Source organism: Larkinella ripae (genome assembly GCF_054780775.1).
In genome coordinates, this window is sequence record NZ_BAAGVR010000028.1 from 334,033 (window position 1) to 349,466 (window position 15,434).

Genomic DNA, 15,434 nt, shown 5'->3' on the forward strand with positions numbered 1-15,434 from the left:
GGGTGGTTAGCTAACGCATTCAATTCATCATTCATCACGCATCATTCTCCAAAATCATGGAGCACCACAAACCGCCCCGCTGGGCCGATCGACTGCTGGAATCCGTCTGCGCTCCCCACTTGCTGGAGGAGGTGCAGGGCGATTTGTACGAGCGGTACGGCCGGGATGTGACGCGGGCGGGTGTTGCCGAAGCCAATCGCCGGTTTGTCCGGAATGTGTTCCGGTTTCTGAGGCCGTTTGCCCTGAAACGTCACGAAAATTCGTATTCAAACCCTTTTCTTTTGCATCCTGTCATGATCCGTACGTATTTCAGAACATCCTTTCGCACCCTGGCCAAACACAAGGTTAGCGCGCTGATCAACCTGTTGGGGCTGAGTCTGGGGGTAACTGCCTGTCTGGTGATTTACCTCATCACGAATTATGAGTTGAGCTACGATACGTTTCATCCGGATCGGGAGCGGATTTACCGCCTGATCGGCACCGAAAAGTTTAATCCCCGGGCGGATGCGCATCCGGCGGGTTTTATTCCGAATGCGGTTCCGGCGGCAATCCGGCAGGAAGTGGCCGGGCTGGGAACGGTGGCGGCTTTTCACAACATTGAGTCGGCGGTGCAGATTCCGAACGGAACGGAAAAACCGAAAACGTTTGAGCCCCGGGACCACAGCCTCGACAATGCCGAAATCATCGTGGCCGATCCGCAGTATTTCGACATTTTCCAGTATCAATGGCTGGCGGGTGATCCGAAAACCGCCCTGCGGGAACCGTTCCAGCTGGTGTTGTCGGAGAAGAAAGCCCGGAAATATTTTGGCGATCTGCCGCTTGAGCAAATGCTGGGCAAGCAGGTTATTTACTGGGATTCGGTGCGGGTCAATGTCGCCGGGATCGTAAAGGATTGGGGAAAACCGACTGATTTTACATTTACGGATTTTATTTCGTTGGCAACGGTCCGCACGAGCCAAATGAAACGGAGCATCGATCTGGATCAGTGGGAGGACATCTGGTCGTCCTCGCAGGCTTTTGTCAAGTTGCCGGAAGGGGCCAAACCGGCGCAATTTGATAGCGCTTTCCTGCAATTTTCCCGGAAACATTTCCAGAAAGAGTTCAAGTTCTGGCCGGGCCTGCAACCGCTGTCGGATCTGCATTTCAATGCAGATTTTGTCGATAATTATTCCCGAAAGGCCCACCTGCCCACCCTGTACGGGATGATGGGCGTGGCGGTTTTTATCCTGCTGATTGCCGCCATTAATTTCATCAATTTATCGACGGCCCAATCCGTTCAGCGTTCGAAAGAAGTGGGGGTTCGGAAAGTGCTGGGCAGCAGCCGGAAAAGCCTGATTGTTCAGTTCTTGAGCGAAACCGCCCTGCTGACGCTGGTGGCGGTTTTCACGGCATTGGTGCTGGTCAAGCCGATTCTTTCGGCGTTTCAATCCCTGACGCCTAAAGGGCTGACGTTCGATTTGCTGAGCCTGCAAACGCTGCTTTTTCTGGGCGTCGTGGCCGTTGTGACGGCTTTGCTGGCCGGTTTTTACCCTTCTCTGGTGCTGTCGTCCTACCAACCCGCCCTGACGCTCAAAGGGCAAAGCGCGCTGAAGGGCGGACAGAAAGGGTATTTGCGCAAAGGTCTGATTGTCTTCCAGTTTACAGTTTCGCTGATCTTCATCATCGGCACACTGATTGTCGAACGGCAGCTGAATTACATCAGAAACAAGGACCTGGGTTTTTCCACCGATGCGATCATCGAGGTCAAGTCGGGCCGGGCGGGCAAAACCGACGTGCTGGTCGAAAAAATCAAAGCGCTCTCCGGCGTCGAACGGGTATCGAAGCAGTGGTTTCCGCCCATGGGCATGAGTTACATGATGACCAAAATGAAGTATTACGGCAAGAAGGAAATCGAGCTGGACGTTTCGGCGAAAGTGGGCGACGAGAATTTCATTCCGCTGTACGACCTTCGTTTATTGGCCGGACGCAACTACCAGAAAAGCGATTCGCTGCGGGAGCTGGTCATCAATGCGACGTTTGCCAACCGGCTCGGTTTCCGAAAACCGGCGGATGCGCTGAACCAGTTTCTGGATTTTGACGGAAAAAAATACCCGATCGTCGGCGTCGTGGATGATTTTCACGAACAGTCGTTTCATTCCAAAATTGATCCGGCGTTCATCGGGAACTTGCCCCAGGCCCGCAACATTGGGGTCAAGCTGGCCGGTCGGAATGTCGATGACGTAAAAACGACGCTGGCTCGCATCGAGCAACAATGGAAAGCTGTGCACCCCGACAAAAAATTTGACTACGATTTTCTGGACGACCGGATTGCGAGTCTGTACGAAAAAGAACAGAAAACGAGCCGGTTGGTCAATACCGCGACGGCCGTTGCCATCCTGATTTCCTGCATGGGTCTGTTCGGGCTGGCGACGTTCACGGCCGAGCAGCGGACCAAGGAAATCAGCATTCGGAAGGTGCTGGGTGCGTCGGTCGCCGGAATTGTCACCCTCTTGTCAAAAGACTTCCTTAAACTGGTGTTCATTTCGCTGTTGCTGGCTGCGCCCGTTGCCTGGTGGGCCATGAGGGAGTGGCTGAAAGATTTTGCCTATAAAGTTGACATCGAGTGGTGGGTTTTCGCGCTGGCCGGACTCCTGGCGGTTTTCATTTCCCTGCTGACGATCAGTTTCCAAAGCATTCGGGCGGCTTTGGCCAATCCTGTGAAGAGTTTGCGGAGTGAATAGTTTCTGAACGGTATTGTCTGAACGTCTTGAACTCGGATTCCGCAGATTAAGGGATTAACCAGGATATAAAAGATTGCGGTAGCCATCCTGGCTAATCGTTGAATTTGCGGAATTCAGGTTCAAGACGTTTAATCTGCGGAATCCGGGTTCAGATGCGACAAATTCGTACTTTTGCGGCTCTGATCATTTTAAATCCAGTTCAAGTGATTATTCCAGTAGCTCACCGGGCCGGGCAAACGCAGGAGTACTATTTTTCGGTCAAGCTGGCCGAGGTGCGAAAACTGCTGGCGGCCGGGCATGACGTAATTAACATGGGCATCGGGAATCCCGACATGATGCCGTCTGATAATACGCTTCAGGTACTTTCTCAATCCGCCCAGCAAGCCAACGCCCACGGGTATCAGCCGTATAAAGGCACCCCCGGTTTGCGAAACGCCATCGCCGGTTATTACGCCCATACGTACCAGGTTTCGCTTGATCCCGAGACGGAAGTTTTGCCCCTTTTGGGTTCAAAAGAAGGTATCACGCACATTTCGCTGACGTTTCTGAACGATGGCGACGAGGTGTTGGTGCCCGAACTGGGCTATCCGGCGTACCGGGCCGTGAGCAAAATGGTCGGTGCGCAGGTGAACGAATACCCCTTGCTGGAACAGCAGGGCTGGCAACCGGACTGGCAGGCTATGAACGGATTGGTGTCCGATAAAACGAAAATCATCTGGCTCAATTACCCCCACATGCCGACGGGCGCTCCGGCCACACGGGACCTGTTTGAAAAAGCCGTCCGGTTTGCAAATGACCACCGGATTCTGCTTTGTCATGATAATCCGTACAGCCTGATTCTAAACAAAAAACCGCCCCTGAGTCTGCTTTCCATCGACGGCGCTAAGGACGTAGCGATTGAGTTGAACTCGATGAGCAAGTCGCACAACATGGCGGGCTGGCGGGTTGGCTGGCTGGCGTCGTCGAAACCGTACGTCGATGCGGTTTTGTCCATCAAGAGCAATGTCGATTCGGGGATGTTCAAGCCCGTCATGGACGCGGCTGCCGAAGCGCTGACCAACCCGGATGCCTGGCATCAGGCGCGAAATGCGGTTTATCAGGGACGTCTGGAGGCAGCCATGGCTTTTCTGGACGCGCTGGATTGTACCTACGCCGACGATCAGGAAGGCATGTTTTTCTGGGCCAAACTGCCGGAAGAAATTAAGTCGGCCGAAGAACTGGTGGACGATTTGCTCTATAAAAAGCACATTTTCATTGCACCCGGTTTTATTTTCGGACCGAAAGGCAGCCGCTACATTCGCCTGTCGCTCTGCATGCCGAAAGAACGGATCTGGGAAGCGGTACACCGAATTTCAAAATAACTTCCGCTCAACTCTCTAGTTTTCCGCTTAACTCCGCGAAATAGTCCAGACGAACTGGTTCGCGGAGTTAAGCAGAGAAGAGCCTAACGGAGAAAAAGATATGACGATTACAATTGTAGGGGTTGGTTTATTGGGCGGATCATTTGCCCTGGCGGTTCGGGAGAAATACCCGAAAGCGAAGTTTGTGGGCGTTGATGCGTCGCCGGTGCACGGGCAACTGGCCCTTGCCAAAGGCATTGTCGATGAAGTTAAAACACTGGACGAAGCGGTGGCAATCAGCACGCTGGTGGTGCTGGCCACACCGGTCAACACCATTCTGGACCTGCTGCCGCAGGTGCTCGACCAGTTGCCGGAAACGGCCACGGTAACGGATCTGGGCTCAACGAAAGAACAGATTTGCCAACTGGCCGACCGCCATCCGAAACGGGCGCAGTTTGTGGCCGTCCACCCGATGGCGGGAACCGAAAATTCGGGGCCGGGGGCGGCTTTCCGGGACTTGCTGCCCGGCAAGAACCTGATCATCTGCGACCGGGAGAAAAGCCAGTTCGACAGCCTGAAACTGGTGGAAGCGCTGTTCAGCGACATCGGCATGAAGCTGTTTTACATGAACCCGCAGGAGCACGATCTGCACCTGGCCTACGTATCGCACCTGAGCCACATCAGCTCGTTTGCGCTGGGACTCACCGTGTTGGAAAAGGAAAAAGACGAGCAAGCGATCTTCGATATGGCCAGCACCGGTTTTAGTTCCACGGTTCGGCTGGCGAAAAGCTCCCCGCAGATGTGGGCGCCGATTTTCGACCAGAACCGCACAAACGTCTCGCAGGCCTTGGCCGATTACATCGAATTTTTACAGCGGTTTAAAGTCCTGATTGATGAGCAGAACCTGAAAGATTCATCGGAATTCATGGCGCGTGCTAACCAGATCCGCCGGGTCCTGGAGGGCATTGACCGGAAGTAAGATCAGGCTTTTGACGTTTCGCGTACATTTTTGAAAATCTGCCTTGCCTGCTCAATATTGGCGTTCTGAATAAAGTACGCAATGGCCGCTTTACCGATTCCGAGCGTCGCCGAAGTGGCAATGCCGGCCGAAATCACGCTGCCCCCGCCCGGAAACAGAAATTTGATGGAAGCCCGGGCAACCTCCCGCAACACCAGCCCGGCGCTAATGGTGGCACCGATGGCCGTCAGAAATTCTTTGGCGGTTTCCGGGCTCAACTGCCGTCCGGCTACGTAGGCGATGGCGCTGATCAGGGCAATTTGCAGGGCCGTAATCGGTACAATATCGCCAAATGGAATCGGAACGGCGGCTATTCCGCCACAAATGGCCGCAACGATCTGCGTCAGGCGGTTGGCAATCGATTCCTGCAAGGTCTGAATCTGGCTGAGCCGGGCAAACGCCAGTTTCCCTTCTTTCGGTAATTCGTTAAAAATAAAATCCAGCAGGGTATCGATGCGCCAGCGTTCGTCGGAGCGGAGCACGTCGTTTTTCCAGGACTGATACGAGGAAACGCCCAAAACCGTAATCAACGACTCTTTCAGATACAGATCGGCTTCGAACTTGGCTTTCAGCAGGTTTTCGATGACGGCCACGCGATCCCGCTTTTCCTGCAAATCTTCCGGGTCTTCGTCGTTGGGTTGGTGCAAGCGAACATTTTTGGGTTCCAGCGTGTCGCAATGCGTGGCCACCACCAGCACCGGTGGCCGGTAAGTATGAACTTTTTCAACGGTTTGGCTGATGATTTTCAGCGCATCCAGGTCGTGGTCAATTCCGGCATCGGCTTCGGTAGCCTTGATCAGAAACAGGATCATATCCGGCGCTTTTTCGTTCAGAGCCGTCAGAATCGATTCAATGGGCGAGGCTGCCCGGTCGGCTTCGTCGGGGCGCGAACCTTCCTGCAAACCGCGCGTGTCCAGAATGTCGATGGAACCCAGTTCGCCCGAATACGGCCACCAGGTGGCTGCGCCGGTTTGGGCTTTTTCGTGACCCACCTCGGCAACTTTCTGCCCAAAAATGGCATTGATGAGCGAGGATTTGCCGCTGCCCCGCCGGCCAACCAGCGCAAAGCGGGGCGCGCGGGTATCGACTAGTAGCTGGCGGAATTCCTGAATTTGCTGGCGGACTTCTTTCGAGACCTTTTCCGGTACGCGTTCCAGCAGAGACTCCAGTTTCTGAAGCACTTCGCTGAGCTGGGATTGCAGGGGTTGACTCATCCTGATCGAAAAAATGTGTTGTCAAGTATAGGGAAATAACGACCAAAATGTTTTCGAAATCTACAGCATCGGTTAAATCGTAGGTCTGATGTGCCTTATTTTTGGGTGACCAGAATACGCTTCCAACGGTTTCGGCCCAAACCGGGTCCAGTTTTCTGGCGACTAAACCCCTGCTTTATGAAAAACCGACTACTCCTATTACTTTCTGCCATGCTCTGGCTCGCTTGCCAAAATGAAGCGTCCGAATTTGGCATTGAACCGGGCGGAAACACCTACAACGATGAAGCTTCGCCGGTTCGGAAATTACTTTGCGGTACGGCCAACTGCCTGGATCCGAATTCGGTGGAACACTACCAGTACAACAAGGACGGAAAACTAACGCGGATTGATTATCAGTACCGAACGTCGAGCGGGAAGCTGGAGACGTTTTCGTATGTCGAGCAGATTTACAACAAACACGGCAATCGGGTCGGGAAAATCCGGTACGGTAAATACGGAACCAGCTCGGATTGGGTAGCCCAGGAAGAGTCGGAGTATGCGTACGAAAATGGATTCTTGAAAGTTGAACGGAACTACTACAACCAACGGAATCCGGACCAGCGCGTATTGACCGGTTCGGTTGAATATGATTTCAAAGACGGCCTGAAAAGAGGCCAGCAGTGGTTTGACGCCAATCATCATTTAAGCTATCGCGTTGCGTATGAGTACAAAAATGAGGTGTTGACGCGCGAAACCTGGTATTCAAATGACGATAAAGTGATGCGGTATCTCACGCATTCCTTCGCCGGGAGCCGTCGGCAGATCAGCGAACGCATGCCCAATCACGATGAGTTGATCGCGCTGGTTGAGAAAACTTACGACAAGAAAGGGCGGTTGTTGACCGAAGAAACCAAAGTAAACAATCCCCTGCTGTGCGTCATGGTGCCCGGAATGGTGCGGTACGACTATTAGACTCGACGGTTTATTGAGCGCTGGAAAAGGCAATCCAAATCGGATTGCCTTCTTTTTTTCCGGGACTCGCCGGGCAAATTCTCCGGTTTGGGAAGTGATTCTTCTGACTGGCGCAGGTAAATAAGGCTGACAGCCAGCGAGTTTATGGCCTTGTGGAAGGATTTCGGTTCGTGTATGAGAAATCAATCATTTTCATTGCCTTGCTTATCCGTGCTGAAGCAGGGGCGCAGTTGGTCATTCGGATGGTTCAGGAGGCTTTCTACGCGAACGCGATGTGGAAACTTCAGAGGTGAATGGGCGGGTAGGGGTGAGCGTGCCCTTGGTTTAATGAAATTTAGCCCTTGTAAAGTGAAACAGAACGGCCAAACCTTGTATCTTGTGCCGATTCACCATTCCTAGAAAAGACATGACGCACGCACACAATGCCGATCAGCTTCTGAACATTACGCTTCGGGAGTTGACCACTGATCCGGCTCATTTTCAGCCTATGGCGAACAGCTTTATTGACCAATGGGTTCGCGCGCTGGGCTCCGGACACCGGGTGCTGGACGACATTACGGATGAGCTCGAACAGCTAAAAGCGGCCCTGGCAGCGGGTAAAAGCCTGCAAATTGCCGAGTCGCTGCATTCGCTGGCCAAACTGACCCGTAAAAGTGTGGAGAATGCCGATGAGGAGGCAAAGGCTAAATTGCAGGAACTGGCGACGACGCTGGATGCGGTTTCGACTGGATTAGGAAGAAAAGGAAAGTAATACTACCAATGAACCATTAACAATAAATATTGAAACCGGGTGGCCAGTCATTATTCATTGTTAATGGTTCACTATTCGTTATTCAGTTACATCCCGCAGGGTAGCGATTTGATCGCGGGTCTGGCGGAGTTCGTCAAGCTGGGTGCTGAGCGTCTGGCGGATGTGCGACGGAATTTGCTCATCTTCCAGTACTTCTTCGTATTCTTCGACGGCGGCATTTTCGCCAAAAACACAGGATTCCAGAACCGTATGGCGGTCTTTGCCCGTAAAAGCCGATTTGATGTCAATCCAGGCGCGGTGAATTTTGCTGCCGGTGCTGGTTTCTTCGACGCCCGGAACCTCACCACCGATGCGGACAATGTTATCGGCCAGTTCGCTCCGGAATTTCCGGCTTTGTGAAGTCAGGTTTTTGAACAGCGAAGCCAGTTCAGCGTCCTCAATATCTTCGGCCGCTTTTTCAAATCCATTGATGCGGTCGTTGTTAATTTTGACCAGGTCGTTGAGTGATTCAACAATTTCGTCGTTTGTCATGATCAGGTTATGAATTAGTGATTACTCTTCTAACTGCGTCATGGAGGGAATGTTTATTAAAAAAATGTTATCAGAAACGATTTCGAGTGTATGAACAGCAGGCCCATTTTAGTGATCGAGGATGAGCCGCTGGTGGCCAAAAATCTGAGGAATCAAAAACCACATTTGAGAACTACCACCGCTGGCAGCAGGGCGGAAAAACCGCCGACTTCGAAGCCTAGTTGCAGGATCTGCTGGAGCATCTAACGGCTCCCAACCGGAAATATAAACATCGGTTTACGGGATGATATCCCCTCGTCCTTTCCTCCCTTCGTCCGCTCCTCCTTCGCTTTTTATTCTTCTTTCTGGATTTTCTGAACGCGCACCAGATCAATCCGGGCTTCGTTCATCGACAGAATGGTAAAGGTGAAAGGGGGCATTTCGATCACGTCGTTAACCGCCGGAATCTCGCCGTTAACCGCCAGAATCAGTCCGCCCAGGGTGTCGTAATCTCCTTCTGGAATCGTCCAGCCGTACTTTTCATTCAGGGCTTCAATTTCGTGCCGGGCGCTCAGCAGCCAGGTGGTTTCGTCCAGCTGGCGTTCGTCCCAATCTTCGTTGGTGTCGTATTCATCCTGGATTTCGCCAAAAATCTGTTCAACCAGATCCTCGACACTGACCAGGCCCGACGTGCCGCCAAACTCATCAACCACCAGAGCCAGGCTCTTGCGTTCGGCCAGAAACTTTTCGAGCAGCAAACGGGCGGGCATGCTGTCGGGCACCACCCGAATGGGCGTCAGGATGCTTTCGATGGTTTGCGGTTTTTGAAACAACGACAGCGCGTGGCAGTAGCCGATTACATCGTCGAGGTTATCGCGGTACACAACAATTTTGGAGTGGCCGCTTTCCTGAAAACACTGCTTCAGCTCATCAATGCTGTCTTCAACATTCACCGCCGTGATTTCCGTGCGCGGAATCATACAGTCGCGTACGGACACATTGCGGAAATCGATGGCGTTATTCAGAATCTCGGTATCAATATCGATTTCTTCCTTGTCGGCGGTATCGGCCTGCTTCTGCTGGTTGAATTGCTGGAGGTAATGGTTCAGGTCGATCAAGCCGAAAACCGGCCGGATTTCAGAGTACTTGCTGCCCGGAATAATCTTGACGATGCCTTTAGTGAGCCAGACCATTAGCCGGACAATGGGCGCAATCGCCTTGTAAATGATCCAGATTGGAATTGCCAGCCGTTCCATGAAGGCATCGGGGTGAATCAGCGCCAGGCTTTTGGGCACGTAATCCGCAAACGGCATGAAGAGAAACGTCAGAATAAACGTTTCGATGACAATAAGCGTAACCGGGTGGGTAAACAGGTCGGGCAGGTAAGCCGCCAGCAGAGGATTCAAAACCGTAACGCCCAACACGCCGTACAGCACCAGAAAAAGCGTATTGCCGGTCAGGGTCGTACCCACAAATAAAATAGGCTGTTTCAGAAACGCCGAAACCAGTTTTTCACCCAGCGGACCCTGTTTACTGTGCAGTTCGAAGTAGAGCCGATTGACCGACTGATACGCCATTTCGACCGCCGAGAAAAAACCGGCCAGTACCAGGGCAATCAACGCTCCGATCAGAATGCTGTATGATTCCATAATATTTCTGAACTCGGATTACACGGATTAATCCGAGTTCAAGACTTCTTTTTCCGTTTGTTTGGCTTAACCGGAACCGGCGGTTTTTGTTCAGGTCGGTTCAGGTGCACACCACGAACATACAGAAAAGCGAGTAAAAACGCCAGACACAGCATCAGGAGCCAGTAATGTTCGCCAAACGTGCCGGTTCGCCGAAACTCCAGGACCCAAAGAATCAGGCAACCCAGCGAAAGCGCGCCCAGCACGGTTTCTGAAATTTTCATAAACGGCTGACGGGAGTGGGCCTGACCGCAACCGGTTTCTTTTTGTCCCGCATTTGCGTGAACTCCCGGTAGCGCCGAATGGCCGCCAGTGAGAAACCGATCACCAGCACAAACGTACCGATCCAAAGCAGGTTGATGAGCGGCATCTCCTTGGCTTTCATGACAATATAATCGCGCTGGGTCGTGTTGGCCGTGAAGGTGAACAAACCGGTACGCGGATCAATTTCGTTTAGTTGCAGCCGCAAACCTAACTCCTGGTTGGTTTCGGCCTGCCGACCCACCATGCGGTCTTTGATGATGAACGCCGGTTTCAGGACGTACTCCCGTTCTTTATCCAGGATCCGGACAACGGCCTTTACGGCTGCGTCATTGGGCCCCAGTGGGGTGCCTTCCACCTCGCGGGTTTGTTCGATGTTATCAAAAACCGCAACGTAATCATTCACGAAAAACGTGTCTCTGGGTGCAATCCGGTAGGTTTCGGTGGGGCTCCAGGTTCCCTCACTGCTCGGATCGGGCACCGTGGCCACGTAGGTGTACAGATCTTTTCCGGGCATCCGCCGGATGTCAGGGGAAGGCAGAAAACCGCCTGCGCCCATTTGTTCGTTGATCTGTCCGCGCGGGAACAAGGTAAAGATTTTTCCGCCCGGTTCGCGGTATTCCACTTCGTAATAGGTGTTCTCCGGGTGAAGCGCTACCGTATCGCCTTTTTTGTGGTACAGCTTGCCTTTTTGCTCAATATCCCGCATCGCAATTCCGTGGAAACTAAACTCCGGACTCGCGCCCATCAGGGGTTCAACCCAGTCGCGGGGTACGTACTCCGGTACGTCGCGAATCTCGATGCGCTGGCCCCGGTAGGTTAGCAGATAACCGCTCATTTTCTGCGGCTGGTTGAGCCACAGGATGACGTTTTCTTTGTTTTCTTTATTGTCGTTCTTCGTAAAATCCTCACTTTTCGAGATCAGCAAACCGGTGCTGTTGAGCGACACGATTTTAGAATACCCCGAGGAAAACAGCACCCCAATCAGCATCAGGGCGGCCCCAATGTGCGCCACTGCCCCGCCCGACATCCGGTAGTTGCCCCGGGCAACGCCCCACAAAATGCTGACGTTGGCCACAATGGCAAAAACCGAGGTGGTAAGCAGCACCATGAACGCCGGTTTGGTGATGTTGCCGAGTGCAATCAGACCACCGCTGATGAACAGTGAAATGACCGCGGGCGTAATCAGGGCGTTGAGGTTATTCTTGCCGGTTTTGCGCCACCAAACGTACTGACCAATTCCCGTCAGGCCGGCAATGAGCGCAAAAAACCAGACCTGGAATTTGTTGTAATGCGCCACCTGATCGGCGGGCATGGCAATGTTGGGACTAAACCCGAACGCTTCCCCAATTTTGTTGTAAACCGGGAACGAGGTGGTATTCAAGACCTGAAAACCGGCCAGACAGAGCACAATGGCGCCAATGAACAGCCAGAATTCGCGGGAATAGACCGAACTTTCTTCTTCGTCTTTCTCAATTAATTTCCATTTCACGGCAATCAGCGCAACGGCCAGCACCACGAAAACCAGCATGTAAATCAGCAACTGGCCCGATAGTCCCAAATCCGTAAACGAGTGAACCGACGCATTGCCCAGAATACCGCTACGGGTCAGGAAGGTGGAGTAGAGAATGAGCAGAAACGTAGCGACCGACAAGATGATCGCGGTTTTTAAACCCGTCGAACTTTTTTTCGCAATCAGCATGGCGTGGATGGAGGCAATCAGCACCAGCCAAGGCACCAGCACCGAGTTTTCAACCGGGTCCCAGTTCCAGTAACCGCCAAAATTCAAGGTTTCATAAGCCCAGTAACCGCCCATCAGAATCCCAACGCCGAGCACCATCGCCGAGAACAACGCCCAGGGCAGGGCGGGGCGCATCCATTCCCTGGTTTCGTTTTTCCATAAACCGGCAATGCAGAAAGCAAACGGAATCAGGGTGGTTGCGTAGCCCAGAAACAGGGTCGGCGGGTGAATGACCATCCAGTAGTTTTGCAGCAGCGGATTCATGCCCTTGCCATCTTCCGGAATATAGTTGGGGTTGGTCAAAAAGATCGGCGTATCCGGAATCGCTTCCCGCAGCAGCAGAAAGGGCGAACTCCCAATTTTAAACGTACCGCCAAACACGACGCCCAGAATCATGGACGCCAGAAACGCCTGAACCAGCGCAAAAACCGTCATCATGGGGGCTTCCCACTGCCGCGAACTGGTGCTTTTGGCGCGGTCGTCGCGGTTGGTGTAAATCAAAATGACCCCCAAAATTACATTCCAGAACAGCCAGAGCAGAAAACTGCCTTCCTGCCCGTGCCAGAAACTGGATATAATGTATTCCGTCGGCAGCGCCCGCGAAGAGTAATTCCAGGCGTAATGGTATTCGTAATAATGGTTGGAAATGATGTAAAACAGGCAGGCAACAATACCGAAAATCGCTACGCCGTGGACGTAAAAAGCCCCCCGCGCCAGCCAGCGCCACTGGGTTATCTCCCGATGATTCTGCAGCAGTTCGTTGCCCGCCAGCGCAATCCGCAGGTACGAAAACGTGGCTACCAGAGCCGTTACAAAAGAAAGGATGACAAAAAGGTGACCAATCTCACCGGGCGTTGTATGAATCATGCTTGAGGTGCTCGGAATGGTTAGTTGCTGGTTGAATGGTAAGTTGATGGCTGTATGCGCACTATCGCCCAACCATTCTTAACCATAAAACCGCCTGGCCATTGGTGTTATATCGTTGCTTTTTTCGCTTCGTATTCTTTCGTCTCCAGTTTGTTTTCCTGGTATTTCGACGGGCACTTCAGTAGAATTTTATCGGCGCGGAAATGGTCGCCGTCCATGCTGCCAATCACCACCACCTGTTCCGAACGGTCGAAGTCCTGCGGTTTGGGGGCATTATAAATGACTTTCTGCGTGCGGTTTTCGGCATCGACCAACGTAAATTCAAAGTGATTCGGATCAATCTGGGGTTGATACGTCATATTAATGATCTGACCCTGAGCGTCTTTGGATAATTTTCCGACAACGTGAACGCCGTCGTTTTCACCACTTTGCGCCATTTCGGCAGCCTGCGTAAAGGTAACGTAAGAGCTGGCATCCCCGGCAGTCGAGATAATGATCCCGATCGCCAGCGCAATCACAATAATGCCTAGAATATGGGTTTTTTTCATTGGTATAGGGAATGAAATTGGATGGGAAAGATGGGAAGAAAAGGCGCAGGAGACCCTGACGATCGTGAGCTATCCGGCCACTTTTGCTTCTTTTTCGTTCGCCAGGGTTTAGTTAATCTCCTTTTCCAGCTTGGTGATTTTGGTCTCCAAGCGAATGAGGTACAGAATGACGCCCGCGAAGGTGACCAGAAAAACCGCCACGACGACCCAGATTTTACCATCGGCCCGAAGCCGGTCAGCCATCTCAATTTCCTGAGCCTGGCTGCTGAACGACAGCAACAACAAAAAGAAAAGGACAAGGAATCTATGTACCATAATAGGAAGTAATGTAAAGTGATAACACGTTTTAATGCGTAATCATTCCGCCGTGGAATGGGCTTTGGGCTGGATATCGTTGACATTATCCAGGCGGTCGCGCAATCGACGCAGCCGCACGCGCAGTTGCGTCATCCAGACGCCCAGCAGCGTCATCCCGATCACCGCCGGATACAGCACCAGCCGCATGCCGTTGTCCATGTCATATTGCCCGAAAGCCGGGTTGCCGCCGTTGCCCGGATGTAGGGAGTCGGTCAGGCGGGGTAACACAAAAATAAGCGGGACAAAAACCGCAAAGGCAAAGATGTTGTAAATCGCCGAAACCCGCGCCCGGCGCAGTTCATCGTCGAACGAATTCCGGAGAATCAGGTAGGCAAAATACATGAGCATGCCGACGGCCACGCTGTTCAGCTTGGGGTCGTTCGGCCAGGGATCTCCCCAGGTCACGCTCGCCCAGAGCGAACCCGTCGCACAGCCCAGAATACCGTATAAAATGGCGGCATTGGCAAATTCAACGGAAACATGATCGTCGTCCAGCCGCCCTTTTCGCAGATACCGGACGGCGTAAACCATCGAGGTGAGCATCAGAATAACCATCGAAAACCAGAGCGGGACGTGAAAATAAACGTTCCGGATGCTTTCGTTCAGAATGGGCTGACGCGGCACGGTTCCCAACAAACCGACCCAGATCACGTACGTCATGATCACAACGGCCAACGCTTTCCACCAATGTTTTTTCATAGTCTTTTTAGCTTCGCCATAAATAGGGAAATAACATCACCGACAGCACCAGCACAATGGCATCAATGGCCAGTAAAGTACCGATTTCGTCCAGACTTACGCTACGATCCAGGCCATCAAGTGCGTTTTTTGATACCCGAATCAGCATAAGCAGCAACGGAAGCACAACCGGGAAACTCAGCACCGCCATCAGCGTCGCGCTGTTTTCGGCCTTGGAAGCGATGCCGGCCACCAGCGTCAGCGAAGCGGCAAAACCGATGGCGCCCAGTAACAGATTAACGATGAACAGCGGAAAATCCATATCCTGCCCCGGAACGCCCATTACCAGCGTATAAATGCCAAAGCCCAAACCGGCCAGCACCAACATCAGCATCGTGTTGTAGGCAATCTTCGCCAGGATGATTTTCTGCGGACTGATCAGGGTGTAGTAATACAAAAGCCGCCCGGAACGTTCCTGAACAAAGCTTTTGGCAATGGCATTGAAGGCGGTGAAAAGCAGAATGATCCAAAAGAGCGCATTCCAAACCATCGGGGTCAGTTGATTCCGGCGCAGACTAAAGCTCAGGTAACAGACAAAAACCGTACTGACGATGTACAACAGCATGCCGTTCAGGGCGTACCGTTGCCGCCATTCCAGCCGGAACTCCTTGCCGATTAGGACACTGATTTGGTGCATCGCGCTATAGTCGTGGGATTGAACCCGTACTTTTTCTAAAAGCCGGATAGTCAGTTCTAACTATCTAACTCAGATTTTTGCAAAATTACAACA

14 protein-coding genes are annotated in these 15,434 nt (G+C 52.5%); 5 read left to right on the forward strand and 9 right to left on the reverse strand.

What is annotated here, in order from left to right; translation table 11 throughout:
• Positions 1–56: 56 nt before the first annotated feature.
• The 3 genes from ACYVHX_RS23190 to ACYVHX_RS23200 all read left to right on the forward strand — a co-directional run bounded on the left by ACYVHX_RS23190 (position 57) and on the right by ACYVHX_RS23200 (position 5,039).
• Entirely contained in the window at positions 57–2,720 is a 2,664-nt protein-coding gene (locus tag ACYVHX_RS23190; protein ID WP_460674082.1) for an ABC transporter permease, read from the forward strand.
• A 203-nt stretch (positions 2,721–2,923) separates the two neighbouring features.
• Positions 2,924–4,081, forward strand: a complete 1,158-nt coding sequence (locus ACYVHX_RS23195; protein ID WP_460674083.1) for a pyridoxal phosphate-dependent aminotransferase — start codon at positions 2,924–2,926, stop codon at positions 4,079–4,081.
• Positions 4,082–4,181: 100 nt separating this feature from the next.
• The gene (locus tag ACYVHX_RS23200) at positions 4,182–5,039 is read left to right on the forward strand and encodes a prephenate dehydrogenase (protein ID WP_460674084.1); all 858 of its coding nucleotides are present in this window, start codon (positions 4,182–4,184) and stop codon (positions 5,037–5,039) included.
• 2 nt (positions 5,040–5,041) lie between these two features.
• Here ACYVHX_RS23200 and ACYVHX_RS23205 read toward each other — a convergent pair whose 3' ends face one another.
• Positions 5,042–6,292: a GTPase family protein gene (locus tag ACYVHX_RS23205; protein WP_460674085.1), complete on the reverse strand. Its 1,251-nt coding sequence runs from the start codon at positions 6,290–6,292 to the stop codon at positions 5,042–5,044.
• Between the two features lie 210 nt (positions 6,293–6,502).
• Between ACYVHX_RS23205 and ACYVHX_RS23210 the strand changes: the two genes are divergently transcribed.
• Both ACYVHX_RS23210 and ACYVHX_RS23215 read left to right on the forward strand, forming a co-directional pair.
• Positions 6,503–7,243: a hypothetical protein gene (locus ACYVHX_RS23210; RefSeq protein ID WP_460674086.1), complete on the forward strand. Its 741-nt coding sequence runs from the start codon at positions 6,503–6,505 to the stop codon at positions 7,241–7,243.
• A 406-nt stretch (positions 7,244–7,649) separates the two neighbouring features.
• A complete protein-coding gene (locus ACYVHX_RS23215) occupies positions 7,650–7,994 on the forward strand; it encodes a hypothetical protein (protein WP_460674087.1) in 345 nt (114 codons plus the stop codon).
• Between the two features lie 78 nt (positions 7,995–8,072).
• On the opposite strand, the gene ACYVHX_RS23220 is transcribed toward ACYVHX_RS23215, so the two are convergent.
• The 8 genes from ACYVHX_RS23220 to ACYVHX_RS23255 all read right to left on the reverse strand — a co-directional run bounded on the left by ACYVHX_RS23220 (position 8,073) and on the right by ACYVHX_RS23255 (position 15,341).
• Positions 8,073–8,525 (reverse strand): ferritin-like domain-containing protein, encoded by a 453-nt coding sequence (locus ACYVHX_RS23220; RefSeq protein WP_460674088.1) that lies wholly within the window; start codon positions 8,523–8,525, stop codon positions 8,073–8,075.
• Positions 8,526–8,857: 332 nt separating this feature from the next.
• Entirely contained in the window at positions 8,858–10,153 is a 1,296-nt protein-coding gene (locus tag ACYVHX_RS23225; RefSeq protein ID WP_460674089.1) for a hemolysin family protein, read from the reverse strand.
• A 38-nt stretch (positions 10,154–10,191) separates the two neighbouring features.
• On the reverse strand, positions 10,192–10,416 hold the full coding sequence (locus ACYVHX_RS23230; protein WP_460674090.1) for a hypothetical protein: 225 nt from the start codon (positions 10,414–10,416) through the stop codon (positions 10,192–10,194).
• The gene (locus ACYVHX_RS23235; protein ID WP_460674091.1) at positions 10,413–13,061 is read right to left on the reverse strand and encodes a heme lyase CcmF/NrfE family subunit; all 2,649 of its coding nucleotides are present in this window, start codon (positions 13,059–13,061) and stop codon (positions 10,413–10,415) included. The genes ACYVHX_RS23230 and ACYVHX_RS23235 overlap by 4 nt, the downstream gene beginning before the upstream one ends.
• Positions 13,062–13,168: 107 nt before the next feature.
• On the reverse strand, positions 13,169–13,609 hold the full coding sequence (locus tag ACYVHX_RS23240) for a cytochrome c maturation protein CcmE domain-containing protein (protein ID WP_460674092.1): 441 nt from the start codon (positions 13,607–13,609) through the stop codon (positions 13,169–13,171).
• A gap of 108 nt (positions 13,610–13,717) precedes the next feature.
• Positions 13,718–13,924 carry a CcmD family protein gene (locus tag ACYVHX_RS23245; RefSeq protein WP_460674093.1) on the reverse strand — a complete coding sequence of 69 codons (207 nt, stop codon included), beginning with the start codon at positions 13,922–13,924 and terminating at the stop codon, positions 13,718–13,720.
• Positions 13,925–13,966: 42 nt separating this feature from the next.
• Complete coding sequence (ccsA, locus tag ACYVHX_RS23250) at positions 13,967–14,665, reverse strand: cytochrome c biogenesis protein CcsA (protein ID WP_460674094.1); 699 nt, start codon at positions 14,663–14,665, stop codon at positions 13,967–13,969.
• Positions 14,666–14,672: 7 nt separating this feature from the next.
• Complete coding sequence (locus tag ACYVHX_RS23255; RefSeq protein ID WP_460674095.1) at positions 14,673–15,341, reverse strand: heme exporter protein CcmB; 669 nt, start codon at positions 15,339–15,341, stop codon at positions 14,673–14,675.
• Positions 15,342–15,434 lie beyond the last annotated feature (93 nt).